We start from the raw sequence: 26,089 nt of genomic DNA on the forward strand, positions 1-26,089 counted from the left end.
AGATCGACGGGTGTTCCGACCGGACGCCATCACGCGAAGAACGCGGACGATATCTTGCGGACCCGCCGTTCCGCGCCGGAAAGATAGGACAGCGCGGCCACCAGCCACACCAGGAGGACCAGGCAGCCTATCCCGAGCTCGGAATAGGACTGGTCGCGCACCGCGGACATTCCCCAGGTGGGCGGCAGCAGCTCGGCCAGGTACCGGCCGAAGGGCTGCAGCGCCGAAACGGGAACGAACATGCCGGTCAGGAAGGTGACCAGGCCGAAGAAGCCGTTCACCATTCCGGCGAAGAACCGGTAGCGCACGAGGAATCCGACCAGGAAGGCGCTCATGGCGGTGCATCCGGCGGTGACCAGTACGAGGGCGCCCAGCAGGACGACCGGGTCGCCCATCTCCGGCACGCCCCAGATGAGGCTGACGGTGACGGCGCTCGCGGGCACGGCGGTCAGCCCCTGGACCGCGCCGCCGAGCACCCGGCCGAGCAGCGGCCAGGCCATCGACGCGGGCACGGTCACGAGGAGTTGCAGGGTCCGGCTCCGGCGCTCCTCCAGCACGGCGAAGAGCGCGGACGTCAGGGTCGTGGTCCAGATGCCGGCGGCGGCGATGCCCAGCGTGAGGCCGATGTCGGGCGCGGAACCGCTGCTGACCACGAGGATGCCGTACACCATCGGGCTGAGCACCGCGGAGACGATCGCCAGCGGGGTCATGGACGAGATCCGCAGCTGGGCGACGAGCCCCGACGTGAAGGCCCGGATCACGCGATCGCCTCGTCGAGCACGTCCAGGTAGGCGTCCTCGAGGGACGGCTGTGCGACCTCCACCAGCTGGAGCAGCCCGGGTACCCGGCTCATCACGTAGGCGAGTCCGGCCGATGCGTCCGTGCAGAAGAGCCGGTAGTCGAAGCCGTCCACCTGGGAGCGGACCAGGGCGGGGAACTCGGCGAGGAACGTTTCACCGGGATCACCGGTCAGGGTCAGCTCGATGCACGAGCCGAGCCTGCGCGCGCTCTCCGCGCGCATCCGGGCCGGGGAGTCCTCCCGGACGATCCGCCCGCCGTCGAGGATGAGCACCGAGTCGCACAGCTCCTCGGCCTCGGCGAGGTCGTGGGTGGTCAGCAGCAGGGTGCGCCCGTTCCCGCGCAGGGTGCGGACCAGGTCCCGCAGGCCGCGCACGGAGCGCGGGTCCAGTCCGGACGAGGGCTCGTCGAGGATGACGACCCGGGGGTCGTGGACGAGCGCCCGGGCGATGTGCAGGCGCTGGCGCATGCCCCAGGAGAAGGTCTCCACCCGGTCGGAGCGGCGGTCGGACAGCTCCACCTGCTCCAGTAGGTCGTCGACCCGGCTGTCGAGGGCGCGACCGGAGAGTCCGTACATGGTGCCGAAGAAGCGCAGGTTGTCCCGCGCGGTGAGTCGCGTGTAGAGGCCGCTGTCACCGCCGAAGGAGACGCCGACCAGGCGCTGCACGGCGCGGCGGTCGGCGACGACGTCGTGGCCGAGCACCCGGGCCTGGCCGGCCGTCGGTTCGAGCAGGGTGGTGAGGATCTTGACGCAGGTGGTCTTCCCGGCGCCGTTGGGCCCGAGCAGACCGACCACCGCACCCTCGGGGACCTGGAAGGACACACCGTCCAGCGCGGTGCGGGGGGCGGTCTTCCGGGAGCCCCGGTACGTCCTGGTCAGCCCGGATGCCTCGATGGCGAAAGCGGTGTCCACGTTTTCCTCGTCGGGGTGGCAGGTATTTCACGCGCCGGGTGGCGCGCCGCTCCGCGGTCGCGCCACCCGGGATTCACCACGCTCAGGCAGCGTTGTTGTGGTGGATCTCCTCCGACTCGATGATGTCGCCCATTGTTCACCCCCCTTTCTGTTTCAAAGCTTGCGGTAACGCTAGCAGTCCGGCCCGGGAATGGCCAGCACTGTTTCGCCGGAAAGAAAAAATCTCGGAACGGCCTGGAAAAAGGCATGCCGAATGGGCGGTGCGGTAATTCCGCACCGCCTGTCGGAAGGCTTGTCTGCTATTCCGGATCAATTCCCATGGCGGCGCCGCCGATGGCCGATTCGAGCGGGAACCAGCGGTATTCGGAACCGATCCAGGAGATTCTCCGGAGTATCCGGACGAGATTTCCCGACCACGGTGCCTGGACGTAACCGGTCGGTGTGCCGTCCGCCGCGCAGAGGCAGCCCTGCAGCTGCGCGCGGAAGTCCCCGGTGGCGCGGTTGTACGAGGTCTCGATCCCGGTGGCGTCCAGCACTCGGACGAAACGTTCCCCGGGCGGGGCCGCTCCGACCGGTCCGGTGGCGCTCAGGCGCAGGTTCGAGGCCGCTGCACGCGGCGGCTCGGCCCAGCCGAAGCGACGGGCCTGCCCGCCACCGTCGGGCCGGTCCGGGGACCACCGGTCGAGGGTGCCGGTGACCGTACCGGCCCCGGTAAGCCGGGCCCGGCGGGTGGGCAGGCCCTCGTCGTCCGTGTCCGCGCCGAACGGCCCGCCGTCCGGGCGACCGTCGTCCACCAGTTCCAGCCAGGGTGGCAGCAGGTCGGTGCCCGTCCGAACCGGGGACTTGCCGGCCCGGACGGCCCCGCCGTCCAGGGCCCAGACCAGCGGCCTCAGCAGCTTGGCCGCCGCGAACGGTTCGAACAGCAGCGGAACACCGTCCGGCAGCGGCGTCAGCGGGAGCTCCCGCTGCGGGAGGAGATCGGCCGCGAGACCCGGGACCAGCCCGTTCGTCCCGCTCGCGTCGCGTCCCTCGCCGAGCCGCACGCCGAGCAGTTGCCGCGGCCGGCCGGTGGGGCCCGCCACCTGCGCGGTCATGTGCGCCCGGCTCCAGCCCAGGGAGGAGTGCGCCTCGATCCCCCGACTCGACAGCACCACCTGGTGGTGCGCGGCGGCGGTCACCGCGGCGGTCACCGGGGTCAGACCGGTGGCCCGTGCCTCGTCGAGGAGTCCGTCCAACAGCGTTCGCCGGTCGGCGTCGGCGGGCCCGATCGCCGGTCCGTCCGCGGTTGCGCCCACCCGCGCGGCGGGGGCCGCGGCGACGGGCGGTTCCGGTAGGAAGCCGCCGGGCTGCGCCGCTCCGGCCAGGGCTCGGGCGGTTTCGACCACCCGGCGCAACCCGTGCGGCGAGAGGTCCGAGGTCGCGGCGAAGCCGATCCGGGGCGGCGAGCCGACGGCGAGCCGGACGGCGACCCCGGTTCCGCTGCCGACCGAACTCCGCGGACCGCCGGCGCCCTCGGCGACCAGCTCCGCCCGCTCCTCGGAGCGCACGCACACTTCGATGTCGCTGCCGCGAGGGCGTTCCGCGAGCACGGCGCGGGCGGTGCCGGCCAGCTCGGCGTACGTCGGACCGTCCGTCATGGCCGTCCTCCTGACAGCTGGAGCCCCTGCTCGACGAGCAGACTCGGGGAGGAGAAGGAGACCGGCATGCGCTGTCCCCGCTTGACGCACACGGAGTCGACGACCGCCACGTCGTCGGCCACGGCCCCGATCCCGGCCAGGGCCGTACGGACGTTGCCGCGGATCACGCCGGCCCCGAGGGTTTCGGCCGGCCGTCCGGCGCGGATCGCGCGGGCGGCCGCGACCTGGACGGTGAAGTCCCCGGTCATCGGATTCACGTGACCGCCGGCCACCTCGGTCACCAGCACGCCGTGGCCGATCCCGGAGAGCAGGGCATCCGGCCGCTCCGGGCCCGCCTGCACCACCGTGTTGGTGAGTCGCGGAAGCGGCGGCCGCTGGTAGTCGGCCCGGCGGCCGTGGCCGGTGGCCCGCACGCCCAGCCGGTCCGCGGACGCCCGGCAGGTGATCTGTCCGGCCAGTCGCCCGGCCTCGATCAGGGTCACCGCCACGGCCTCGGACCCCTCGTCGTCCACAGTGTACGAGCCCCACCGGCCGGCGATCCGGGGGTCGTCGGACACGGTCAGGGCGCCGGTCGCCAGTTCGGCGCCGGCGAGACCGGCCAGCAGGGACCGGCGGTCCGCGAGGAGGTCCCCTTCGAGCACGTGTCCGCACACCTCGTGGACGAACGTCGCCGCGGTGGCGCCGGCGAAGACCACCGGCAGCTCTCCGTCCGGCAGCGGGTGCGCGGTCAGCAGTCCGGTCGCCGCCTCGGCCGCCCGTCGGCCCGGGCACCGCTGCTCGGCGCCGCGGACCAGTTCGTCCCAGTCCGGGGCCGCGGCCAGCAGGCTCGCGGTCCGGGTGACACCGTCGCGTCCGGCCGTGGTGCGGACCACCAGGCGGACCCAGCGGCGGGTCTCGCCGCGCGGCGACAGGCCGGGCCGGCTCACCGTCATGTGCTGGGCGAACTCCTCGACCCGGACCTGGACGAACCCGATGTCGGCGCAGGCGCGGCGAGCGGAGTCGCGGATCCGGACGGCGAGGTCGACGGCCGCGGCCGGTGCGACCGCGCCCTCGTGGATCGCGTCGGCGCCGGCTTCCACCAGCTCCTGGTGCCCCGCCGCGAGGTCCCGGAACTCCGGCGGGACGGCCGGGAGCCGGTTCCCGGTCACGACCTCGTGCCGCTGACCGCCCCGCTCCGACGGGTACCGCAGGGCCGTCCCGCGGTCGGTGGCCGCGGACAGTTCGTCGATGCCGTCCTGCACCAACGCCGCGGCGAACCTGCGGGTCGCCGAGGTGTAGAGCTCCGGCTCGGGGCCGGCTCCCACCGGTCGCTGGTCGATCATGTCTTCTCCCCCGTGGCGCGGTTCGGCTCAGACGAGCGGTCTCACCAGGCCGCTGGTGGCGAGGCGCTCCGCGAAGTCCGCGACCAGGTCGGTCCGCTGCGGGCTGCCGAGGTGGTCGAGCGCCCGAACCGCCTGGGTCACGCCGTCCTGCGTCGGTCGTCCGTCCAGGGCGGCCCAGAGCACCGTCGCCTCCGGGGTGAGCTGGCGCATCCGGGCGTTCGGGCTCTCGTACTTCACGTCGTCGCCGAAGCGGATCGGCACCCACTCCTGCTCCCGGCCGAGGCCGCCGCGGCCGCCGGACCACTGGGTCCACCAGGCCGCGTCGGGGGAGTTCCAGCCCAGGGTGCTGGCGACCGAGAGCAGCTTCTGGGCGAGGGCTATCCGCTCGTCCGCGACCGCGGCGGCGCGCTCCGGGGTGCTGACGTCGGCTTCCAGCAGCGGGACGGCGACGTCCTTGAGCCCGTTGGCCGTACCGACCCGGTCGAGCTTCACGTAGGCCCACTTGTGGCCGATGTACGGCTCGCCGCACCCCACGAAGTAGCCCTGCAGGGCCTCCATCAGGAGGTTCCGGCCGAGCAGGCCGACGGCGCCCCAGTCGCCCATCTCCCGGGCGCCGAAGAGGTCCTCGATGATCATCAGGCACTCGATCGAGGCCCGGTTGATCAGCAGCTGCCGCAGCACCGGGAGCCGGTCGCGCATGGCCTCCCGCAGTCGGGCGGCCTCGCCGTCCGGGGTGGCCGGCCGGCTGTGCGCGAGGCGCACCGCGTCGTCGATGTCCTTGACCGGGGTCGCCTGCGACCAGTTGCCGTCCACCACCCGGTAGGTGGCGAACTTCTCCAGCAGCCGCTGGATGTCCGCGGTGCTGCGCACCTCCACGTCGAGCCGCTCGCGGTCGTGGATGTGCTGCGCGGGCAGGGGGCCCGTCTTCCGGTCGGAGAGGACGAACAGGTCGACGTCACTGCGCGAGGTGCCGAGCCCCGCCATCAGACTGCCGCCGTAGTAGGCGTCGACGACGTCCTCCTCGGCGAGCAGGCGGGCGGCCACCGGTTGCACGGCGGCGAGCTTCCGCTCGGTGATGGCGGCCAGATCGGGCGTGTTCATGCGTTCTCCCTGATGCGGCCCGGAATTGATCGCGCGCCACGTGCGGGCCGCGGCGGCCCCTTCAGGAGCGTGAATGCCGACGGCCGGAGCGAGGGGCGGTGGAGCGATTCGGCTTCCACGATCCCCCCTTGGACAGTTCCCCCGTCAAATGCCCGCATTGGTAGCGCAATTGCCGACGCGACCAGGAGTGGACGGCCCCGCAATTGCCGGCGTGACCAGGACTGGACGACCTCGGCGGGCTGACGCAGCGGTGAGTGTAGGCATGTCAAGCACAGTCCGTCACTGTGATCCAGGCCACATGGCCGGCTGGCCGAAAACACTTGGCAGCGCTCAGGCAACCGTGTGATCCTCTCACCCAACCTGGCTGGACAGCTTCTGAGTTCGTATAAAGCTCCAAGAGCCATGGTGTCGGGGGATGTGCTATATGCGAGGGCGGACCGGCGTCGACCGGCCCGACCGCGGCTTCCCCTGGGCTGGCCTCCACCGGGGAGGCCGGATCTCGATCGATCCACGGTTAGAGGCTGAGTTTCTTTGCGCTGGAATGAATTCGTGCGTGCACTCGAGTGCGAGGTGGACTGGTCCACCGCCGATTACGCCGGCACTCAGGCACCCGTGGTCGAGCGGATCCTGCATGAGGCCGCGGCCCACCACGACATCCTGCGGGAACGGACGGAGCAGATCGTCGCGGACGACGATCTCTTCAAGTCGCTTGCGCCCCATTCGAATTACCCGCGGATCCTGATGGACAAGTTCGTCATCCACATGGACCCCGAGGACCGGTTCCGAGTCCGGCTGCACCGCTTCAAGAGCCGTCGGCAGAACGGCGGGGCGGTCGAGAAGGTGCACAGCCACAAGTGGGACTGCAGCACGGTCATCCTGAGCGGCGCCTACCGCGAGCGGCAGTTCGAGGTGTTCGACCTCGACGAGGAGAACCGCACCTGCCGCGTGGAGCCCTTGAGGGAACACATCCTGACGGCCGGCATGACGAACTCGATGGCCACCGGCCTGGCGCACCAGGTGATCAACGACAGTGACGACGAGCCCTGCCTGACGCTGTTCGTCCGGGGCAGGTCCCGGCAGCCGAACGCCCGCATCTTCGACATCGAGGCCGGATCCTTCTACAACACCTACGGCCCCGACCGGCAGTTGAAGGTCGGCCTGCTGCACATGGGCCGGGTCGACCCGGACTTCCACTGACCAGACACCGCAAACCCGCCCCATCCTGGAGTCACTTGTGAACCCTTCGACATTCACTCCGCTCTGCGAAGCACTGCACAGACGCAGCGAGGAGCTGGCGGGACGTGACATCCAGCCGTCGGACCTGCTGACCGACCTCGGCATCGACTCGCTGGAGCGGCTCTCGCTCGTGGTCGACGTGGAGACCTGCTTCGGCGTGCAGATAGACGACGCCGACCTCGACGCGGTCCACAGCGTCGAGGACCTCGCCCTCCTCGTCGAGCGGCTGCAGGCGACCGGAAGCCCGGCCTGATCCATGTCCCAGATCGTCGTGACCGGGTTGGGGTGCGTCTCGCCCTTCGGTCCGGGCGTCGCCGCGTTCTCCGCGGGTCTGCGCACCGGCCGGCCGAGCGAGCCGCCCCGGGTGTTCGACCCCGCGGGCTACCGCACCTCCGGTGTGTACCACGCGGCTGTCGCCGGAGTGCCGGCCGACAGCCGGGATCTGCCCGCGGAGCTCGCCGAGCGGGCCCTCGCCGAGGCCTGCGCGCAGGCCGGGCTGGTCGCGGGGTCGGTGCCGGAGGCGGGCCTGGTGCTGGCCTCGACCAGTGCCGGGTGGCACCTGCCCGAGGAGACCCTCGAACCCGGCCGGCCGCCGCTTTCCGGTGGCACCGACACCACGGCGCTGCGCAAGGAGGGCCCGGCGCTGCGGCTGGCCGAGCGCTGGCGGTTCGACGGCCCGCACGCCGTCCTCTCCTCCGCCTGCGCCTCCGCGACCGGCTCCCTCGCCTGGGCGGGCGAGCGGATCCGCAACGGGCAGGCGCCGTTGATGGCGGTCGGCGCGGTGGACGTCCTGACCGAGATCGTCTTCGCGGGCTTCCACTCGATGCGGCTGCTCAGCCCGTCCACCACGCGCCCGTTCTCGGCGGACCGGTCCGGGTTCGTCCTGGCCGAGGGCGCGGCCTTCCTGATCGTCGAGGACGAGGCGCACGCCCGGGCCCGGGGCGCCGAGGTCCTCGCCGTCCTCGCCGGCTGGGGCGCCGGCAGCGACGCCGCCCACATCACCACGCCCAGCGCCGACGGTATCGCCCGCTCGTTGCGGGCCGCCCTCGTCGATGCCGACCTCACCCCCGACCTGATCCGCGTCTACCACGCGCACGGGACGGCGTCCGGAGCGAGCGACGCGGCCGAGGCGGCAGCCGTGACCGAGGTGTTCGGGCCGGACGCCGGCCCGGTGGTGACCGCCACCAAGAGCGGATCCGGCCACACCGAGGGCGCGGCCGGACTGTTCTCCGCCATCGCGGCGATCGACGCCATGCGCCGCGCCCAACTCCCGCCGGTGGTCGGCGTGACGGAGCCGGACCCGAAGCTCGGTCATCTCACCCTGTCCGACGGCGCGGCCCTCGCCGAGCCGCCCGCACCCGCCCTGGTGCACGCCTCCGGTTTCGGCGGCGTCAACTGCACCGTGGTGCTCGACCGACCCGGTGGTACGGCTGCGGCCCCGGCCCGCCGGCGCGCCCGTCAGCGCGTCCTGGTCCACCTCGCGGCCCGGGCGGGCCAGGACCGCCCGGTGCGGCTTCTCGGCTTCCCCGGCGCAGTGGTGGATCCCGTCGACGCCGGCGGGTCCCCCCGCCCGGCCTTCGCCCGTACGCCCGTCCCCGACCCGGTGACCGTGCTGTTGGGCGACGCCCTCGGCGCGGTGCTCGGTGCGGCCGGCCCGGACGGCGCCGAAACGGCGCGGCGCGGCGGGCTGCTCACCGGGACGGCGTTCGGTGGTCAGGCCAACCACGCGCGGATGAGGGCCGCGATGCTCCGGGCCGGCGGCCGCGCGGTGGATCCCATGGACTTCGCCCGCTCGACCTTCAACGTGGCCGCCTCCCAGTGCTCCTCCGCGCTGGGCATCACGGGCCGCCTGGAGGCGTTCATCGGGGCGACCGGGGGCGTCGAAGCGCTGCTCTGCGCCGCCGACTGCGTGCGCGCCGGCCGGGAAAGGGCCGTACTCGCGGCGGCCTACGACGCCCCGGAGAACCGGCTGTGGCGGCTGGAGACCGATCCCGACGTGCCCTCCGCCGCGACGGCCCTGTTGCTCGGCACCCCGGAAGCCGTCCGCCCGGGCAGCCTGGTCGAGCTGGCCGACCACCGCCGGCTCGCCCCCACTACCCGGGCGAGGACCGCCGCCGCGCTGCTGGCCGCCGTTCGGCGGCTCGAGGCGGACGGCCCCGTGGACGAGGTCTGGCTCGACCCGGCGGGCCTCGACGACCCGGTCCGCGACGAACTCGCGGCCACCCTGGGCTCCCGCTGCCGGCCCATCGCCTCCGCCGCCGGTGCCGCCTCCCCCCTCGACGGCCACCTGCGGGCCATGGCCCACCTCACCGCCGGTCCGCCGGCCGGTCTGATCGTGGTCACCACCGCCCAGGCCGCCCCCTCCGCCGTCGTGCGCTACCAACGGATCGATCGTGTCTGACGCCTTCCTCTCCCTGCTGAACCGGCACGCCGCCCGGCGGCCGGACCGACTCGCGATCGCCGACCGGAACACCGAGCTGACCTGGCGACAGCTCGCCGACGCGGTGGCACGGCGCGCCGCGGACCTGCCCGCCGCCCCGCGGACGGACGTGGCCGCCCTGCACCGCCCGAGCGACACCGCCTGGATGATCGACTTCCTCGCCCTGCGCTCCAGGGGCACCACCGTGGTGTGCTTCCCCCCGGCCGTGCCGCGCTCCTCGGTGCTCCGCCAGGCCGCGGCCTTCTCCGCCGCGGTGCTCGTCGGGGAGACGGTCGAGCCGCTCGACGGCGAGGTCCGCCCGGGCGAGCCGTGGTGGCACGAGGCCACGCTGGTCCACCTGACCTCCGGCACGACCGGCTCGGCCATGGGCGTGCCCCGCAGCGAGGAGAACCTGCTCGACGAGGCACGATCGGTGGCCGACGGCCTCGGGCTCACCTCCGAGAGCCCGGTGCTGTGCGGCACCCCGGTCGCGCACAGCTTCGCGTCCGGGCTGTTCCTGGCCGCGCTGACGGTCGGCGCGCCCACCGTCGTGGTCCCGACCTTCGACCCGACGGCCCTCGTCGAACTGGCCGGTCGGCACCGGCCCGCCGTCCTGTGCGGCACGCCGTACGTCTTCCGGGCGCTGCTGCGCTCGGCGCGGACCTCGGCCGACGCGCTCGCCGGGATCCGCCTGCCGATGACCGGCGGCGCACCCCTGCACGCGGACCTCGCCGCCGACTGGCTGGACACCACCGGCACCCCGCTGGTGCAGGAGTACGGCCTGTCCGAGGGCGGCATCGCGACCGTCAACCACCTGCGGGCCCGGGACGTCCCCTCCTCGGTCGGCCACGCCCTGCCGGGCGTGCGGATCGCCGTGGTGGACGAGACCGGCCGCCCGGTGGCCAACGGCCGGCCCGGCCGGATCGTCATCGCGCGGCGCGGCAACCCGTCGCGCTACATCGGCCCGGACGGCGGGTTCGTCCCGGTCCCCGGCCTCGACGGGACGTCCGCGGCGGTCGACACCGGCGACCTCGGCCACCTCGACGAGGACGGCCTGCTCCACCTCACCGGCCGCACCAAGACCCTGATCAACGTCGCGGGCTCCAAGGTCGCTCCCCACACGGTGGAAGCCGCGCTCCTGGAGCATCCGGACGTCCAGGACGCGGTGGTCCTCGGCCTGGCCGACCCGCTGCGCGGCGAGATCGTCGGAGCCCTGGTCGAGGGCGATCCGCACACCGTGCGTCCGGGTGATCTCGCCGACCACCTACGGCGCAGGCTCAGCCCCTTCATGGTCCCGCGCCGCTGGCAGATCGTGCCGTCGGCCCCGCGGACGGCCTCGGGCAAGCCTGACCTCCATGTCATCCGACAGAGCTTCGACAAGGGCGGCGCCCCATGCTGAGAGACGTGTACCAGCGGGCCGGTGTTCTGAACACCGGCTCCTACCTGACCACCGTGAACGAGCTGTGCGACCAGCTCCCGGCCCTGCGCCCGGAGCTGCTCCAGTACGTCACGTCCCACCTGCGGACCAGGGTCGACCTGTCCGGGGTCACGAAGGTGCTGGTCGAGGAGGAGAAGGGTGCCCCGATCGGCACGGCCTTCTCCCTGCTGACCGGGCTGCCGCTGGCCATGGCCCGGCACTACCCGTACGAGTTCCCGAGCCGGACGATCTCGTTCTCCAGCGAGTACGACCGCAACACCCTGAACGTCAACGGGATCGAGCCGGGCGACCGGGTGTGCGTCATCGACGACACGCTCTCCACCGGCGGCACGGTCGCCGCGCTGATCGAGGCCGTCCGGGACATGGGCGCCGAGGTGACGGAGGTGGCCGTGGTGGTCGAGAAGGCCGGGAACGGCGGCCGGGAACTGCTGGAGAGCGAGCTGGGCGTCCCCGTCCGGTCGCTGCTCACCATCAAGGTCGCGCCGGACGAGGTGCACGTCGTCGAAGGGATCTCGTGAACATGACCGCCACGACGCGAACGGTGGACCCCGCCGGTCTCCCCGCGCTCAGCCCCCTGGAGACCCCCGGCCTGCTGCTGGTGATCGAAGGCACCGACGGCGCCGGGAAGAGCACCCTGCTCGGCCAGGTCGGCGAGCGGCTGCGGGCCGCCGGGCACGACGTGCTGGACACCTTCCAGCCCACGCCCAGCGCCCGCGCGCACGAGGTGTTCCGCGGCTTCTCCGAGATCGGCGGCGCCCGCCAGGAGCTGTACCGCGCGCTCTACCTCGTCACCCTGGGCGATCGCCTCTACCACGCCCACGCGGTGATGCTCCCTCACCTGATGGCGGGCGGCGTGGTGGTCTGCGACCGCTACGTCTACACGACCCTGGCCAACCTGATCGCGCGCGAGCAGGAGTGCGAGCCCTGGTTCCTCGACGCCGCCGGTCACCTCCCGCGGCCCGATCTGGCGGTCCTGGTCCACTGCCCGCTGGAGACCGCCGTCGCGCGCATCCGCGCCAGGCCGGAGGAGGCCGAGCGCCCCATCGACCTGGCCCACATGGGCCGGGTATACGAGGGCTTCCGCAGCCTCGAAGCGGCCGGCGTCCTGCGCGGCATCGACACCTCGGTGACCGGGATCGCCGACACGGCGGACACCGTCTGCCGCTGGGTGGACGAGGCACTCGCCGCGAAGGGCGCCCGGTGACGGCGCGCGAGCCGGGCCTCGCGGTGGCGATCCACCGCACCGGCCCGTTCGTCCGGGGTCGGCGGGGCGACGGCACCCTGCTGGCCGACTACCTCGACGGGCACCGGATCCTCGGCGAGCCGTCGGTGCTCGCCGCCGTCGGGGAGGAACTGTCCCGGCGCATCCCCCCGGAAGCCGACCACGTCGCCGGAGAGGTGGCGGCCGGCAGCGCTCTGGCGATGTCCGTCTCCCTCGCGGCGCTCGCCCGGGGGCGCCGACTGCCCGCCCGCACCCTGCGCCGGGAGCCGAAGGAACACGGCGTCACCGGCGTGCTGAGCACCGCCGTCCCGCCCGGAAGCCGGTTCGCCCTGGTGGACGACGTCGCCGGGACGGGCGCCTGCCTCGAACGCGGCACGCTCCGCCTGCGCGAGCTGGGCCACCGGGTGGTCGGTGCCTGGGTGGTGGTGGACCGCCAGAATGGGGCCGCCGAACGCCTGGCCGAGCTCGGCGTTCCGCTCCACGCACTGCTCACCCTCGACGAGCTCCGGGCCTCGGGCCCCGGCCGCGACTCGAACTGACGAAGGAAAGCACCACCCATGACCGACCTGACCACCCTGCTGTCGTCGAACCCGTACCCGGGCCGGGGCGTGCTCTGCGCGCGCACCCGCTCCGGCTCCGTGCTGGGCGGCTACTTCCTCACCGGCCGCAGTGCCGCGTCCAAGGACCGCGCCCTGCGGGTGGACGGCGACGACCTGGTGGTCGGGCCGATCGCCCCCACCGGCCACGACCCGCTCCGGCACTACGCGGCCGCCCAGAGCACCCCGGACTGGCTGGTGTTCGGCAACGGCGAGCAGGTCTCCCAGGTGACCGAGCGCCTGCGGGCCGGTGCCTCGGCCGCCGACTCGCTGGGCGGGCTGGAGTACGAGCCGGACGCCCCGATCCGCACCTCGCGGATCACCGCCCTGCTCAGCCGGGACGGCGGTCGGACCGCGGTGCTCGGCGCGGCCCGACCGAGCACCGGATCCCGGCTGTCCACCAACGTCATGACGCTCACCGTGCAGGACCTGGAACCCGGCGAGGCGGTGCTGCTGACCACGTACCGCTCGGACGGCCGGACCGTCCTCGTCGCCGCGCCGTTCGACGAGACCACCGTCGACGCCACCACCGGCGCCGAGCTGCTGGACGAGATCTGGTCCGCCCTGAACCCCGAGTACCGGGTCGCCGCCGTCGTCCTCGACCCCGCGAAGGGCCCGGCCGCCGCGCTCCGCCGCGAGGCCTGACGGTCCCGCCTCCCCGCCGGGCGCCGTACCCCCGCGGCGCCCGGCCCACCCCCTCGACGCCCATCCTCACGGAGCCCGCCTTGCGCCCCTGGACACCCCATCGACGTACGGACGCCCGGCTGCCCGAACTGCTCAGCCTGTGCAGCATCCAGCCGCGCTTCACCATCGAGCAGTCGATCCAGGCCCTGCAGGCGTTCGGCGCCGACGAAGCCGCCGACGTCCTCGGCCGGCAGCGCTGTCGCAGCATCGTGGTGGCGAGGCTCGAACCGTTCCGCGTGCACCGGACCGTGGCCCGCTGCCTGGACCTGCTGGAGCCGCGCGCGGCGCGCATCCGGCACATGCACGCGGTCCTCGACGCCAACCTCGACCGGATCGACACCCTGGCGCGCGAACTCGGCCTGCCCGTCCTCGCCTTCAAGGGTCTCGCCGCCCGCCGGGGCTACGCGGATCCGGCCCAGCGGGACTTCGGCGACCTCGACCTCTACGTCCACAGCCGCGCCGAGGCCGGCCGGCTGGCCGCCGCCCTGCGGAAGGGGTACGGCTACCGGCTCAACCCGGACGAGCTTCCCTGGCTCAAGTACGACCGCGCCGCGCACCTGGTCTACGGGCAGATCAACCTGTTGGCCCCGAACGGCGCGGACGACCTGCTGAACGTCGACGTCCACTTCGGTGACTACTCCGTCCGCCACTGCGCCCGGCTCGGCCTCGACCGGGCCCCGGGGCTCGCCACCGGCCCGGGGCTGAGCGTGATGCCGGCCGAGGAGAACCTCGCCGGCGGCGTCAACAACGCGGCGGGCGACCACTTCGTCACCATCAAGGACACCAACGACCTGCTGTCGGCGCTCGACCGGGACGATTTCGACTGGGGACGGTTCCGCACGCTCGTCGAGGACGCCGGGCTCACCCAGTTCCTCGGCCACATCGTCGACAAGCTCCGCCTCAGTTCGCTGCTCACCCCCCGGCAGACGGAGGCGCTCCGTCGGCTGCCGCGCGCCCGCGGGCTGGAGCCGCGCCCCCGCCTGGACCGGCCAGACTGGCACCGGCGCTACCTTGCGACCACCGTGCACGCCTTCCGGGTGACCCGCGCCCAGGGAACGGTGCCCGCCCTGCGCACCGCGGCGGGCGCGTACGCCTACTACAGCAAGCGGCTGCGCCTGAGCCTGGACCGGGTCGACCGGGCTCCGGATCTGCTCGAGCGGTTCGACACCTCGACCTGCGTCCGGCTCGTGCCGGTCGACCTCGCCGACGCCCTGGCGGAGGGCTCGTCCACGGCGGCCCACCCCGCGGCGACGGTCGTCCGGCGAGCCCACCTGGTCGACGACCCCGGGCTGGTGCGCGCCGACACCGCGGTCGGCAGCTGCCTGGTGGTCGACGGTGAGCCCTTCGTGGCCACGGTGAGCTACCGGCTGGCTCCCGGGCTGGTGGGCGCCGCCCGCGCCCTGCCACGTCAGCGTCCCGGTGATTGACCTCACCGGTCCCCAACGCCCTTGGTCCGACGCGCTGTTGACGGCGTTCGGCCGTGCACAGGAATCCGCACTGCGCAGCAAGGGAGCCTGGGGCCCGCCCAGGCCGGGTGGGGACCTCCTCCTCCTGGAACGACTGACCGAGCGTTACGGTGCGCCGCCGGGCCGCGTCTCGGTCACCGCGGGAGTGCGGGCCACCGCGGCCGTCCGGGCCGGGCGCACCGCGGGGTGCCTCGTCGAGCGCCCGGGTTTCGCCCCGATCCCCGAACTGCTCGGCGGTCACGGCGTGGTCCGGCAGCTCTCCTGGGGCGAGATGTTCTCCCTGGCCGGGACGGCCACCGCACCGATGACCCTCTGGCTCACCAGCCCGGGACGCAACCCGGACGGCCGCTCGCTGTCCGCGGCCGAGCGAGCCCTCCTCGGCGACCTGGTCCTGGCCGGGCATCAGGTGTGGGTCAACCGCGTGTACCGCTGGTTCGACGCCGAGGACGGTGCCGGTCCGGCGGGCGCCGAACACCACTCCGCTCCCTGGTGGTCGGTGGACTCGCTCAGCAAGCTCTGCGGGGGCGGAAGCCGACTGGGCTGGGTCACCGGGCCGGAGGACGTCGAACACCCCGCCGGGCTGCGGACGTCCGGGCCCTCGACGATCTGGCAGCGCAGCTGGGCGTTCTTCCTCGACGCCGCCGCTTCGCACGCGCTCCACGTCCAGTGCGTCGAGCCCACCGTCGCGGCCCGACGGGCGTTCCTCGACCGTCTCCGGTCCGAACTGGGCTGGACCTTCACCGGCCTGGAGGCCGGCGTCTCGGTCACCCTCGCCGTGCCGGGCCCGAGCGAGTCCGCGGCCGTCGCCCTGTTCGAGGAGCACGGCCTCCGGGTCTCCCCCGGTTCGGCGTTCGGCATGACCGCGGTCTCGGTCCGGCTGGCCTTCTCCGGCGTGACCGAGGCCGAGTCGAGGGCGGCCGCCGGCATCGTCGCCCGCCTCGCGGTGGCGGGGCTCTGCGTTCCGCGGTGACCGCTCGGCGGAGTCGGGCCGGGACGTCGGCGGCGTGCGGTCGGGGGGGTGCAGGTCCCCCGGGCGTACGAGCCTCTCCGATCTCCGGGGCCGGCTCCGCCCGGGGGCCCGGGCGGAGCCGGGCGGCCGTTCAGGAGGCGAGGCGCTTCAGGGCTGCGGTGGCGAGGCCTTCGACGTAGGTCGGGGCGTCGGCGGGCTGGCCGGTGAGTTCGACGACGGCGACCTTGGCGCCGCTGCGCAGGACCGCGACCCCGCCGCTGACGGTGCCGTCGCCGTTGTAGGCCGGGTACCAGTGGCCGCTGCCGCCGGGGGCGGTCAGGGTGTGGGCGGTGCCGTAGTGCCAGTGGCCGGCGGGCTCGTCCTGGCAGGCCTGCACGAGCGCGACGAGCTGCTTCTCCCAGGTGTCGGCCGTCGTCCCGGTGGGGGCGTTCGCGGCCGACTCGAGCAGCAGGCCCTTGGTGTCGAAGGTCCAGGTCACGGACGCGTACGCGGTGGCCTTGCCCTGGGTCAGGTCGCGCATCGTCTCCTCGCCGGAGCACGCGGACAGCCCCTGGCGTCCGGTCAGCTCGACGGTCGCGCCGACCGGGTTCAGGCCCCGCTGGAAGTCCTCGCTCTGGACGAGGCGGGCGGAGCCGAGGCCGGGCGCGGCGGCCGCGACCGCGGCCGGACGCGCGGCGTTGTGCGCGGCCCCCTCGGCGGTGGCCGACTGGGTGCCGACGACGCTGGCCGTGATGAGTGCGGCGGCGAAGCAGGCCGCGGCGGCGAGCCGGTTGCGGCGAGCGGACTTCTGCTGGACGGTCTGGTTCTCGGTCATCGTGTCCCCCTGCTGGTCGGGACGCCTGCTGCGTCCTCGTACAACCGGGGAGATGCCGCGGCAGGAGGGAAAGTTGGAGCCCCGACCCGCTGTTTCACAGCTGTGACAGAGCGGTCCTGACGACGCGGTCCATCGCGGCCGTGCCCAGGCAGGCGTAGACCTCCAGCACCCCGTAGTGGTTGCCGCTGCGCAGCACGGCGATGCCGCCGCAGGGCTCCTTCCCCTCGGGCGCGGTGCCTCCGGTGTTGAGGGATCCCTGGTAGCTGCCCATCCAGCTCGCGGTGACGTCCGGGGCGAGCTGCAGCGTCGTGGTCCTTCCGTAGACCCAGTGCCCCGGTGCTGCCTCCTGGCAGGGCTCCTCCTCCAGCAGCAGGCGCTGGGCGTAGTTCTGCGCCAGGGAAGGGCTCTGGGCCTCGGCGGCGACCTCGCGGGCGACCTGGGCGTCGAGGCTGACGGCGAGCGTGGGGTCGTCCGGGGTCGTGCGGGTGCCGGTCATCAGTCCGCGGAAGTGGGCGCCGCGCCCGCCCAGGGTCTGGGTGAGGGTCTTCTCGCCGGTGCAGGCCGCGTTGGCGTACGACCCGTCGCCGTACCGGTCGGTGACGTGGATCTGCCCGCTGCCGACGTCCGGGCCGAACGCCGCGGGGCCCAGGAGGTTCGCGGTCGTCAACGGCCCGGTCGCCCCGGTCACCCCGGTCGCCCCGGTCACCCCGGTCGGCGGGGCGGAGCCGGAGGCCGAGGACGCGGGCGTCGGGACGGACCCGCCGGGCGTCACGGGAGCGGACGCACCCGGGGACGGGCCGCCGACCGCGGCACCCGACCGCGCCGCCGGGTGCGCGCCGACGCCCGGGGGCGTCGGCAGGACGAACCGGCCGGTCGCCAGCCCGAGCGCGGCGGCTGCCACCAGGGCGGCGACGGCGGACCGCGGCCGGACGACGACGCGGCCGCCCGCCGGGGGACGGCCCTTCACGGACCGGTGACCAGGCGCTCGCGCATGAAGCGGCGGGCCTGGTGGATACGGTCCTTGACCGTGTCCAACGGCACGTCCAGCGCCTCGGCCACCTGGACGTAGGTCAGGTCGCCCAGGTCGCGCAGCACGAAGGCCTCCACGAGGGCGGGGTGCTGCTGCTCCAGCGCGGCCAGCGCCTCCATCACGTCGAGCCGGGTCCCGGCGATGACGCTGGTGGTGCGCGGGTCGACGGACTCGGGGAGGTCGGCGTGGCTGTCCTCGGCGCGCCGGCGCATCGAGCGGTAGGTGGACCGGGCGGCGTTCGAGGCGATCACCGTCACCCAGCCCTGGAAGGAGCCGTGGCCGCCGTACTCGCCCAGGTGCGTGCTGATGGACAGCAGCGCGTCCTGCGCCGCCTCCTCCGCGTCGGCGTGGTGGGGCAGGAAGCGCGCGCAGCGGCGCAGCACCACCGGCCGCAGCTTGGCCAGCAGGTACTCCCTCGACCCCGGGTCCCCCGCCTGGGCGGCCGCCACGAGCCGTTCCAGCTCGCCATCCTCGAACACCCGGATCCCCCGTTTCGTCCCGCCCGGCACCCCGCCCGTCAGGCGGGAGTTCCGCGCTCACCCCGACTCCGGCAGAATGCTGCCACATGCGCAAGCTCGGCCGTTACCTCCTCCTGGAGCGGCTCGGAGCCGGCTCCTTCGCCACGGTCTGGAAGGCCTACGATCCGGAGCTCGACACCGAGGTCGCGGTGAAGGTGCTGGCCGAGAACTGGGCCGCCAACGCCGACGTGCGCGAGCGGTTCCTGGCGGAGGCGAGGCTGCTGCGCCGGATCGCCAGCCCGCGGGTGGTCCGGGTGCACGACGTCGGGGTGCAGGAGGACCGGCCCTACTTCGTCATGGACTACGTACGCGGCGGCACCCTGGCGGACCGGGTCGGGCAGTGCGACCCGCAGGAGGCGTTGCGGCTGGCCGCGGAGGCGGGCTACGCGGTCCAGGTCCTGCACGAGGCGGGCGTGGTGCACCGCGACGTCAAGCCGTCCAACCTGCTGCTCGCCACCGGCTCCGCGCCCGCCGCCGTGCTGGTGGCGGATCTGGGCAGCGCGAAGCAACTGGCCGACGCGTCCGGGCTGACGGTGACCACGGGCACGCCCGCCTACATGGCACCGGAACAGGCCTTCCAGACCGGCGGGTTCGACGGGCGGGCCGACGTCTACGCGCTGGCCGTCGTGGCCTACGAGCTGCTGACCGGGCAGAAGCCGTTCGGCCCGGGCGGACGCGCCACCGCCCTGATGACCGGCCAGCCGCCCGCCTCGACGCTGCCGGCGCTCCCCGCCGGAACGGAGCTCCCGCCGAACGTCGCCCTGCTGCTACGGGCGGCGATGTCCGTCGAGCCGGCGGACCGGCCGCCGACCGCCCGGGCCTTCGCCGACGCGCTGCTGGCTCCGGTCCCGCAGCCCCGGCCCCCGGAAGGCCCGGGGTGGCTGACCCGGCGCGCGGTCCTTCTGGCGTCGGGCGCGGTGTTCACGGCGACGACCCTGCTGAGCTGGCTACGACGGTGAACCCGACCGGGGTCGGTCCGCCCCGGCGGTCGTGTCCTCGTCCCCGACCCGCTTCGTTCGGGACGTAGCGGTCGACGTAGCGGTCGACGAAGCGGTCGTCGCGTCCGTGGACGCCCGGCCGCCGAGGGCTCCCGTAGGGTCGTTGCATGCGACTGAGCACGGTGATCCTCCCCATCCACCGGTGGAGCGAGGGGCAGAAGATCTGGCGGCGGGCCGAGGACCTCGGCTTCCACGCCGCGTACACCTACGACCACCTGTCCTGGCGGTCCTTCCGCGACGAGCCGTGGTTCGGTTCGGTCCCGACCCTGACGGCGGCGGCCACCGCCACCGAGCGCCTCCGCCTGGGCACGCTGGTGACCTCGCCCAACTTCCGGCACCCCGTGACGCTGGCGAAGGAGCTGATCACGCTGGACGACGTGTCCGGCGGCCGCCTCACCCTGGGCATCGGTGCCGGCGGCACCGGCTTCGACGCCACGGCGATGGGCCAGCAGGCGTGGTCCCCGAAGGAGCGGGCCGACCGGTTCGGCGAGTTCCTGCCGCTGCTGGACGAGTTGCTGCGCGAGGACGCCACCACCCGGGAGGGCACGTACTACTCGGCGGTCGAGGCGCGGAACATCCCCGGCTGCGTGCAGACGCCGCGGGTCCCGTTCTACGTCGCCGCGACCGGCCCGCGCGGGCTGCGGCTGGCCGCCGAGCACGGGCAGGGCTGGGTGACCTACGGCGACCCGAAGGGCCCGGCGGACGTCCCGGTCGAGCAGGCCCCCGGGGTGATCGCCCAGCAGATCGCGAAGCTGACGGCGGCCTGCGAGGCACAGGGCAGGGACGCGGCCACGCTGGAGAAGGTGCTGCTGCAGGGTTCGACGGCGGAGAAGCCGCTGGAGTCGCTGGACGCCTTCGTCGACTGGGCTGGTACGTACCAGGAGCTCGGGATCACCGAGCTGGTGATCCACTGGCCGGTGCCGGACTCGATCTTCGAGAACGACCTCGCCGTCTTCGAGCGGATCGCCACCGAGGGCCTGGCGCAGCTGGGTTGACCCCTTCCGGCCGGGGTGCGCGGGGCGTCGCGCGCCCCGGCCGGGCAGGCGGTGGTGGAACACCCCCGAGGGTGTCGGCGGGAGGCGCTAGTCTGTCGGCCGCACCGTCCAACTGATCATGCGTCACAACGGGGGTTCCTTCGTCATGCCTGCTTCCAGGAGACTGCTCGCCGCCACTCTGGTGGCCACCGCCGCGTTCGGTCTGGCGGCCTGTGGGCCGGACGACTCGTCGGACCAGGGCGCGGGAGGCGGTGCGACCGCCGCGACCGCCGCCCCGACCACCGCGGCTCCGGCCGCCTCGCCCTCCGCCGCCCCCGGGAAGCCCGCGCCGAGCGGGAAGCCCTCGGCGACCGGTGCGCCGGCGGCCTCCGGCGAGCCCGAGGGCTTCTGCACCCACGGCCCGCTGCCGGCCGGCCAGAAGTGGATCTACCCGGTGAAGGGCACCACCACGACCACCCTGGTCTACAAGGAGACCAAGGACGTCTGCGGCGTCGACGACGTCGGCTTCGAGCCGGTGGGCGCCGACAAGACCGCCGCCTTCGCGCCGACCGCCAAGGGCCACCTCCGCTCGGTGGTCGCCGCGCCGAAGGACGTCAACGTGGCCGACGTGGTCAAGCACATCAACGAGTGCATCGCCACCCCGGGGAACCAGAAGGGCTCGTACCCCTGTTCGACCGGCGACTACAAGCTGGCGCTCGACGCCTCCGGCCAGGTCGTCGAGCTGTGGGAGCGCCCGCACTCCTGAGTCCGCACCGCTGAGTCCGCACCGGCGGCCCGGGGCCGATCCGCCTCCCCCTAGGGGAGATCGGCCCCGACGTCATACCGCAGCAGCACAGGGCCTCGTCATTCCAGCGCATGCCCGTCGCGGCCGGTGCGCACTACGTTGTGGGCGTGTCCACAGCTGTCATCACGACGGACGGCCTCACCAAGAGGTTCCCCCGGGTCACCGCCCTCGACCAGCTCACCGTCGAGGTGCGGCCCGGGGTGGTCGGCCTGGTCGGGGCCAACGGAGCGGGCAAGTCCACCCTGATCAAGATCCTGCTCGGGCTGGCCCCGGCGACCTCCGGCCGGGGCGAGGTCCTCGGCCTGGACATCGCCACCCGGGGCTCCGAGATCCGCGAGCGGGTCGGCTACATGCCCGAGCACGACTGCCTGCCGCCGGACGTCTCCGCGACCGAGTTCGTCGTCCACATGGCCCGGATGGCGGGCCTGCCCGCCACCGCCGCCCGGGAACGCACCGCCGACACCCTGCGGCACGTCGGCCTGTACGAGGAGCGGTACCGCCCGATGGGCGGGTACTCGACCGGCATGAAGCAGCGGGTCAAGCTCGCCCAGGCACTGGTGCACGACCCCGAGCTGGTGCTGCTGGACGAGCCGACCAACGGCCTCGACCCGGCCGGCCGGGACGAGATGCTCGGCCTGATCCGCCGCGTGCACACCGACTTCGGCATCTCGGTGCTGGTCACCACCCACCTGCTCGGCGAGCTGGAGCGCACCTGCGACCACCTGGTCGTCATCGACGGCGGCAAGCTGCTGCGCTCCTCCTCCACCGCCTCCTTCACCGAGGCGACCGCCGTCCTCGCGGTCGAGGTCACCGACCACCCGGAGGACCGCCGGCTCGAACCCGGCGCGGCCGTGCGCGAGCGCCTGGCCGCCGCCGGCATCGAGGTCCAGCCCGAGGGTTCGCACCTGCTGCTGGTCCGGCTCGCGGACGAGTCGACGTACGACACCATCCGCGACGCCGTCGCCGAACTCGGCCTCGGCCTGGTCCGGTTGGAGCAGCGCCGGCACCGGGTCGCCGAACTCTTCACGTCCCCGGCCGAGGACGGCCGGACCACCGAGCGGACCGAGCGGACCGAGCGGACCGAGCAGGCCGAGCGGACCGAGCAGAGCGAGCAGAGCAGGGGAGGGACGGGCGATGTCGCTGCCTCCTGAGACCGCGCCCGCGGACACCGGCGTCATCCACGACATCGGCTACCGCGGCTACAACGGCCCCCGGCTGGGCCGCGGTTACGCCACCCGCTCGCTCTTCACCCAGAGCCTGCGCGCCGCCTACGGCCTGGGCCGCTCCGGCAAGTCCAAGGTGCTGCCGATGCTGGTGCTGGGCGTGGTCACCGTGCCCGCCGTCATCATGGTGGCGTTCGCGATCACCCTGAAGCGCGAGGAACTCCCGGTCGAGTACGCGGGCTACCTCGCCAGCCTCAACCTGGTGGTCTCGGTCTTCCTCGCCTCCCAGGCGCCGGTCCTGCTCTCCCGGGACCTCCGCTACCAGACCGTCCCGCTCTACTTCTCCCGCCCGATCACCCGCACCGACTACGTCCGGGCCAAGTTCGCGGCCATGGTCTGCGCCCAACTGCTGCTGATGTCGGCGCCGTTGCTGGTGCTGTACCTCGGCGCGCTGCTCGGCGGGATGGACTTCTCGTACAACACCGGGCACGTCCTGTACGGCCTGGCCGCGGCCGTGCTGTACGCGCTGGTGCCGACCTCGGTGGCGCTGGTCATCGCGGCCGCCACCCCGCGCCGGGGCTTCGGGGTGGCCGCCGTCATGGGCTACCTGGCGATCAGCGCCGCGGTGGCCGGCGTCGCGGTCGGCATCAGCAACCCGAGCACGACCGGCTCCGACACCGCGCAGTGGACCTCGCTGATCTCGCCCACCAACCTGGTGGAGTCCCTCGTCAACGAGCTGTTCGACCTCGGCACCGGCCTCGACCGCCGGCACGCGCCGGGCGGGCTCGGCCTGGCGGTCTTCGCACTCGTCGCGGTGGCCATGGTGGTGGGCTCGTACCAGCTGCTGCTGCGCCGCTACAAGAAGGTTTGAGAGAGGGCGGCATGGCCACCATCAGCATCGACAAGGTCTCCCGCTGGTTCGGGAACGTGGTCGCGGTCAACGACATCACCATGTCGATCGGCCCCGGCATCACCGGCCTGCTCGGGCCCAACGGCGCGGGCAAGTCCACCCTCATCCACATGATGAGCGGCTTCCTCTCCCCCTCCAGCGGCTCGGTCACCCTGGACGGCGCGCCGATCTGGCGCAACCAGCAGGTCTACCGGCAGATCGGACTGGTCCCCGAGCGGGAGTCCATGTACGACTACCTGACCGGCTGGGAGTTCGTCCTCGCCAACGCCGAACTGCACGGCCTGCCCCAGCCCGGCGCCGCCGCCCGCCGGGCCCTGGACCTGGTCGAGATGGCGTACGCCAGGGACCGCCGCACCGGGACGTACTCCAAGGGCATGAAGCAGCGGGTCAAGATGGCCTCCGCGCTGGTCCACGACCCGGCCGTGCTGCTGCTGGACGAACCCTTCAACGGCATGGACCCGCGCCAGCGGCTCCAGCTGATGGAGCTCTTGCGCCGCTTCGGCGCCGACGGCCGGACGGTGCTGTTCTCCTCCCACATCCTGGAGGAGGTCGAGCAACTCGCCCGGCACATCGAGGTGGTGGTGGCCGGCCGGCACGCGGCCTCGGGCGACTTCCGCAAGATCCGCCGGCTGATGACCGACCGCCCGCACCGCTACCTGGTCCGTTCCAGCGACGACCGCCGGCTCGCCGCCGCGCTGATCGCCGACGGCTCCACCACCGGCATCGAGGTGGACGAGCGCGACCGTGCGCTGCGGATCGAGGCGGTCAACTTCCAGGGCTTCACCACCCTGCTGCCCAGGGTCGCCCGGGAGGCCGGCATCCGCCTGTACACCGTCTCCCCGGCCGACGAGTCGCTGGAGAGCGTCTTCTCGTACCTGGTCTCCGCGTGACCGCCGCGCCCGCCGACGTGCCCGACTCCCTGCCCGCCGCCCCGCCCGCCGCCAGGCCCGACGCCATGCCCTCCGTTGCCCAGGAAGGGGCCGACCGACCATGAACCCCACCGTCGCCAGGCTGACCCTGCGCGGGCTGCTGGGGCGCCGCCGCGGCCTGCTGCTGCTGGTGGTCCCGGCCCTGCTGCTGCTCGTCTCCGCCCTCGCGAGCGGGTCGGACAACACCGACACGCACGGGCTGACCGTCCGGATCCTCGGCGAGCTCGGTCTCGGCACCCTCGTCCCGATCCTCGGCCTGGTGGTCGGCACCGGGGTGATCGCCACCGAGATCGACGACGGCTCGATCGTCTACCTGCTCGCCAAGCCGCTCCCGCGGTGGCGGATCATCACCACCAAGCTGGCCGTCGCGATCGGCGTCACCTGGCTGTTCTCGGTCGTCCCGACGCTGCTGTCCGGGCTGCTGCTGTACGGCACCCGGGACGGCATGGTGCTCGGCTACACCGTCGCGGTGCTGGTCGCCGGGGCCGCGTACAGCGCGCTGTTCCTGCTGCTCGGCGTGGTCACCCGGCACGCCGTGGTGGCGGGGCTCGGGTACGCCCTGATCTGGGAGTCGGTGGTCGGCAACTACGTCGACGGCGCCCGGACGCTGAGCATCCAGCAGTGGGGCCGCGCGGTGGCCGAGGCGGTCGCCGGGGACACCGCGATCGGCGCCGACGTCTCCTTCGGCGTGGCCGTCCCGCTGCTGCTGGCGGTCACCGTCGGAGCGACGGTGCTGGCCTCGGTGAAGCTGGCCGGACTGACCCTGGCCGGCGAGGAGTGAGCCCGACCTGCGCGCGCGGCGCGGAGTGAGCCCCACCGGCGCGCGCGGCGCGGAATGAGCCGTACGGCGCCCCGGGAACCCCGGAGCGCCGTACGGAAGGACCCGCGAAGGGCCTCAGAGCGTACGGTTGCGGCCCGCGCCCCAGCCGGCCGCGCCCACCACCACGACCAGCACCAGCATCAGCGCCAGGGTGGTCTCCCAACCGCCGGTCAGCTGGTGCAGCGCACCCGCGCCGACCGGTCCGGCCGCCGCGACCAGGTAGCCGATCGCCTGTGACATCCCGCCCAGCTGGGCGGCCCCGGCCGCGCTGCCGGTGCGCAGCACGATGAACGCCAGACCCAGGCCGAGCGAACCGCCCTGGGCCACGCCGAGGACGGCCGCCGAGACCCACGCCGCGGAGACCGGCGCGACCAGCAGCATGGCGATGCCCAGCCCGTTCAGCGCGGCCATGGTCACCGCCAGCGCCCGCTGGCTGGTCATCCGGCCGGCCATCAGCGGCACCAGGAAGGCCCCGGCCACCTGCACCAGGTTGGAGAAGGCGAAGACCAGGCCTGCCTGGCCGCGGTCCATCCCGTGGTCCGCCAGGATCGTCGGCATCCAGGCCACCAGGGTGTAGACCAGCAGCGAAGAGATGCCCATGAAGAGGCTGATCTGCCAGGCCAGCGGGGACCGCCAGAGCCCCTCGATCGGCTTCCCCGGCGCGGCCGCCGCGGCCACCGCGCCCCGCTCCTGACGGCTGCGCAGCACCTGCGGCAGCCAGGCCACCGCCGCGACCAGCGCGAGCAGCGACCAGGCGCCGAGCGAGGCCCGCCAGCCGCCGCCGAGCACGTGCTCCAGCGGGACGGAGGTGCCCGCGGCGAGGGTGGCCCCGACCAGCATGGTGGTCGAGTAGACGCCGGTCATGGTCGCCGCGCGGTCCGGGAACTCCCGCTTGACCAGGCCCGGCATCGACACGTTCAGCACCGCGATGGCCACGCCGATCACCACGCAGCCCGCGTACAGCGCGAACACCGAGGGGAGCACCCGCAGCAGCACGCCCGCGCCCAGCACCAGCACCGCGCCCAATACCACCCGCTCGGCACCGAAGCGGCGGGTCAGCCGGGGGGTGAGCGGGGCACCGACGCCCTGGAACAACACCGGCACGGTGGTGATCAGGCCGCTCGCGGTCGCCGAGAGGCCGAAGGTCCGCTGGATCTCGGCGACCATCGGGGAGACCGCGGCCAGGCAGGCGCGCATGTTCAGCGCGACCAGCACGATGCCGGTCAGCAGCAGGAGCGGGTGGGCCAGCCGGGCGCGGACGGGGAGCGGGGCAGGAGTGGTGACAACCGGCTGCTGGGCACGGGTGACGGCCATGGGTGTGCTGTT

26 protein-coding genes are annotated in these 26,089 nt (G+C 73.5%); 17 read left to right on the forward strand and 9 right to left on the reverse strand.

The features are described 5' to 3' along the window. Positions 1 to 29 precede the first annotated feature (29 nt). The 5 genes from ACIRD3_RS26820 to ACIRD3_RS26840 all read right to left on the reverse strand — a co-directional run bounded on the left by ACIRD3_RS26820 (position 30) and on the right by ACIRD3_RS26840 (position 5,771). Positions 30 to 761: an ABC transporter permease gene (locus ACIRD3_RS26820; protein ID WP_402221402.1), complete on the reverse strand. Its 732-nt coding sequence runs from the start codon at positions 759 to 761 to the stop codon at positions 30 to 32. Continuing rightward, a complete protein-coding gene (locus tag ACIRD3_RS26825; protein ID WP_402221404.1) occupies positions 758 to 1,711 on the reverse strand; it encodes an ABC transporter ATP-binding protein in 954 nt (317 codons plus the stop codon). The genes ACIRD3_RS26820 and ACIRD3_RS26825 overlap by 4 nt, the downstream gene beginning before the upstream one ends. A gap of 299 nt (positions 1,712 to 2,010) precedes the next feature. Next, positions 2,011 to 3,348, reverse strand: a complete 1,338-nt coding sequence (locus ACIRD3_RS26830; protein ID WP_402221407.1) for a metallopeptidase TldD-related protein — start codon at positions 3,346 to 3,348, stop codon at positions 2,011 to 2,013. Continuing rightward, positions 3,345 to 4,670 (reverse strand): TldD/PmbA family protein, encoded by a 1,326-nt coding sequence (locus tag ACIRD3_RS26835; RefSeq protein ID WP_402221409.1) that lies wholly within the window; start codon positions 4,668 to 4,670, stop codon positions 3,345 to 3,347. Before ACIRD3_RS26835 ends, ACIRD3_RS26830 begins: the two co-directional genes overlap by 4 nt. 27 nt (positions 4,671 to 4,697) lie before the next feature. Then, complete coding sequence (locus ACIRD3_RS26840; protein WP_402221412.1) at positions 4,698 to 5,771, reverse strand: hypothetical protein; 1,074 nt, start codon at positions 5,769 to 5,771, stop codon at positions 4,698 to 4,700. Between the two features lie 549 nt (positions 5,772 to 6,320). Between ACIRD3_RS26840 and ACIRD3_RS26845 the strand changes: the two genes are divergently transcribed. The 10 genes from ACIRD3_RS26845 (at position 6,321) to ACIRD3_RS26890 (ending at position 15,802) form a co-directional block, all read left to right on the forward strand. Next, positions 6,321 to 6,968 (forward strand): hypothetical protein, encoded by a 648-nt coding sequence (locus ACIRD3_RS26845; protein WP_402221414.1) that lies wholly within the window; start codon positions 6,321 to 6,323, stop codon positions 6,966 to 6,968. A gap of 37 nt (positions 6,969 to 7,005) precedes the next feature. Continuing rightward, positions 7,006 to 7,260 (forward strand): acyl carrier protein, encoded by a 255-nt coding sequence (locus tag ACIRD3_RS26850; protein ID WP_402221416.1) that lies wholly within the window; start codon positions 7,006 to 7,008, stop codon positions 7,258 to 7,260. 3 nt (positions 7,261 to 7,263) lie between these two features. Next, positions 7,264 to 9,408: a beta-ketoacyl synthase N-terminal-like domain-containing protein gene (locus tag ACIRD3_RS26855; RefSeq protein WP_402221419.1), complete on the forward strand. Its 2,145-nt coding sequence runs from the start codon at positions 7,264 to 7,266 to the stop codon at positions 9,406 to 9,408. Then, positions 9,401 to 10,825 carry a class I adenylate-forming enzyme family protein gene (locus ACIRD3_RS26860; protein WP_402221422.1) on the forward strand — a complete coding sequence of 475 codons (1,425 nt, stop codon included), beginning with the start codon at positions 9,401 to 9,403 and terminating at the stop codon, positions 10,823 to 10,825. The genes ACIRD3_RS26855 and ACIRD3_RS26860 overlap by 8 nt, the downstream gene beginning before the upstream one ends. Then, the gene (locus ACIRD3_RS26865) at positions 10,819 to 11,382 is read left to right on the forward strand and encodes a phosphoribosyltransferase family protein (protein WP_402221424.1); all 564 of its coding nucleotides are present in this window, start codon (positions 10,819 to 10,821) and stop codon (positions 11,380 to 11,382) included. Before ACIRD3_RS26860 ends, ACIRD3_RS26865 begins: the two co-directional genes overlap by 7 nt. A 2-nt stretch (positions 11,383 to 11,384) precedes the next feature. Continuing rightward, a complete protein-coding gene (locus ACIRD3_RS26870) occupies positions 11,385 to 12,068 on the forward strand; it encodes a dTMP kinase (RefSeq protein WP_402221427.1) in 684 nt (227 codons plus the stop codon). Continuing rightward, positions 12,065 to 12,625 carry an orotate phosphoribosyltransferase gene (locus ACIRD3_RS26875; RefSeq protein WP_402221430.1) on the forward strand — a complete coding sequence of 187 codons (561 nt, stop codon included), beginning with the start codon at positions 12,065 to 12,067 and terminating at the stop codon, positions 12,623 to 12,625. The genes ACIRD3_RS26870 and ACIRD3_RS26875 overlap by 4 nt, the downstream gene beginning before the upstream one ends. Before the next feature lie 18 nt (positions 12,626 to 12,643). Beyond that, positions 12,644 to 13,327, forward strand: a complete 684-nt coding sequence (locus tag ACIRD3_RS26880) for an IMP cyclohydrolase (RefSeq protein ID WP_402221433.1) — start codon at positions 12,644 to 12,646, stop codon at positions 13,325 to 13,327. Positions 13,328 to 13,407: 80 nt separating this feature from the next. Next, on the forward strand, positions 13,408 to 14,793 hold the full coding sequence (locus tag ACIRD3_RS26885; RefSeq protein WP_402221436.1) for a nucleotidyltransferase family protein: 1,386 nt from the start codon (positions 13,408 to 13,410) through the stop codon (positions 14,791 to 14,793). A gap of 184 nt (positions 14,794 to 14,977) precedes the next feature. Then, positions 14,978 to 15,802, forward strand: coding sequence for an aminotransferase class I/II-fold pyridoxal phosphate-dependent enzyme (locus tag ACIRD3_RS26890; protein WP_402221438.1), 825 nt, complete (start codon positions 14,978 to 14,980; stop codon positions 15,800 to 15,802). 130 nt (positions 15,803 to 15,932) lie between these two features. Here the strand turns inward: ACIRD3_RS26890 and ACIRD3_RS26895 are convergent, their stop codons facing one another. The 3 genes from ACIRD3_RS26895 to ACIRD3_RS26905 form a co-directional block, all read right to left on the reverse strand. Continuing rightward, positions 15,933 to 16,616 carry a hypothetical protein gene (locus ACIRD3_RS26895; RefSeq protein ID WP_402221441.1) on the reverse strand — a complete coding sequence of 228 codons (684 nt, stop codon included), beginning with the start codon at positions 16,614 to 16,616 and terminating at the stop codon, positions 15,933 to 15,935. 94 nt (positions 16,617 to 16,710) lie between these two features. Next, the gene (locus tag ACIRD3_RS26900) at positions 16,711 to 17,583 is read right to left on the reverse strand and encodes a hypothetical protein (protein WP_402221444.1); all 873 of its coding nucleotides are present in this window, start codon (positions 17,581 to 17,583) and stop codon (positions 16,711 to 16,713) included. After that, positions 17,580 to 18,125 carry an RNA polymerase sigma factor gene (locus tag ACIRD3_RS26905; RefSeq protein ID WP_402221447.1) on the reverse strand — a complete coding sequence of 182 codons (546 nt, stop codon included), beginning with the start codon at positions 18,123 to 18,125 and terminating at the stop codon, positions 17,580 to 17,582. Before ACIRD3_RS26905 ends, ACIRD3_RS26900 begins: the two co-directional genes overlap by 4 nt. Before the next feature lie 86 nt (positions 18,126 to 18,211). Here ACIRD3_RS26905 and ACIRD3_RS26910 point away from each other — a divergent pair, with 86 nt between their 5' ends. The 7 genes from ACIRD3_RS26910 (at position 18,212) to ACIRD3_RS26940 (ending at position 24,724) form a co-directional block, all read left to right on the forward strand. After that, positions 18,212 to 19,123 carry a serine/threonine-protein kinase gene (locus ACIRD3_RS26910; RefSeq protein ID WP_402221450.1) on the forward strand — a complete coding sequence of 304 codons (912 nt, stop codon included), beginning with the start codon at positions 18,212 to 18,214 and terminating at the stop codon, positions 19,121 to 19,123. 146 nt (positions 19,124 to 19,269) lie between these two features. After that, positions 19,270 to 20,157: an LLM class flavin-dependent oxidoreductase gene (locus tag ACIRD3_RS26915; RefSeq protein WP_402221453.1), complete on the forward strand. Its 888-nt coding sequence runs from the start codon at positions 19,270 to 19,272 to the stop codon at positions 20,155 to 20,157. 145 nt (positions 20,158 to 20,302) lie between these two features. Beyond that, positions 20,303 to 20,902, forward strand: a complete 600-nt coding sequence (locus ACIRD3_RS26920) for a hypothetical protein (protein WP_402221456.1) — start codon at positions 20,303 to 20,305, stop codon at positions 20,900 to 20,902. A 110-nt stretch (positions 20,903 to 21,012) separates the two neighbouring features. Then, on the forward strand, positions 21,013 to 22,092 hold the full coding sequence (locus ACIRD3_RS26925) for an ABC transporter ATP-binding protein (RefSeq protein ID WP_402221459.1): 1,080 nt from the start codon (positions 21,013 to 21,015) through the stop codon (positions 22,090 to 22,092). Continuing rightward, positions 22,076 to 22,975, forward strand: a complete 900-nt coding sequence (locus ACIRD3_RS26930) for an ABC transporter permease (RefSeq protein WP_402221462.1) — start codon at positions 22,076 to 22,078, stop codon at positions 22,973 to 22,975. Before ACIRD3_RS26925 ends, ACIRD3_RS26930 begins: the two co-directional genes overlap by 17 nt. 11 nt (positions 22,976 to 22,986) lie before the next feature. Continuing rightward, positions 22,987 to 23,904 carry an ABC transporter ATP-binding protein gene (locus ACIRD3_RS26935; protein WP_402221465.1) on the forward strand — a complete coding sequence of 306 codons (918 nt, stop codon included), beginning with the start codon at positions 22,987 to 22,989 and terminating at the stop codon, positions 23,902 to 23,904. Positions 23,905 to 24,004: 100 nt separating this feature from the next. After that, positions 24,005 to 24,724 carry an ABC transporter permease gene (locus ACIRD3_RS26940; protein WP_402221468.1) on the forward strand — a complete coding sequence of 240 codons (720 nt, stop codon included), beginning with the start codon at positions 24,005 to 24,007 and terminating at the stop codon, positions 24,722 to 24,724. Between the two features lie 114 nt (positions 24,725 to 24,838). Here ACIRD3_RS26940 and ACIRD3_RS26945 read toward each other — a convergent pair whose 3' ends face one another. Beyond that, positions 24,839 to 26,077, reverse strand: a complete 1,239-nt coding sequence (locus ACIRD3_RS26945; protein ID WP_402221470.1) for a CynX/NimT family MFS transporter — start codon at positions 26,075 to 26,077, stop codon at positions 24,839 to 24,841. Between the last annotated feature and the right edge of the window lie 12 nt (positions 26,078 to 26,089).

It is taken from the genome of Kitasatospora sp. NPDC093550 (genome assembly GCF_044764985.1).
Taxonomy (GTDB): domain Bacteria; phylum Actinomycetota; class Actinomycetes; order Streptomycetales; family Streptomycetaceae; genus Kitasatospora.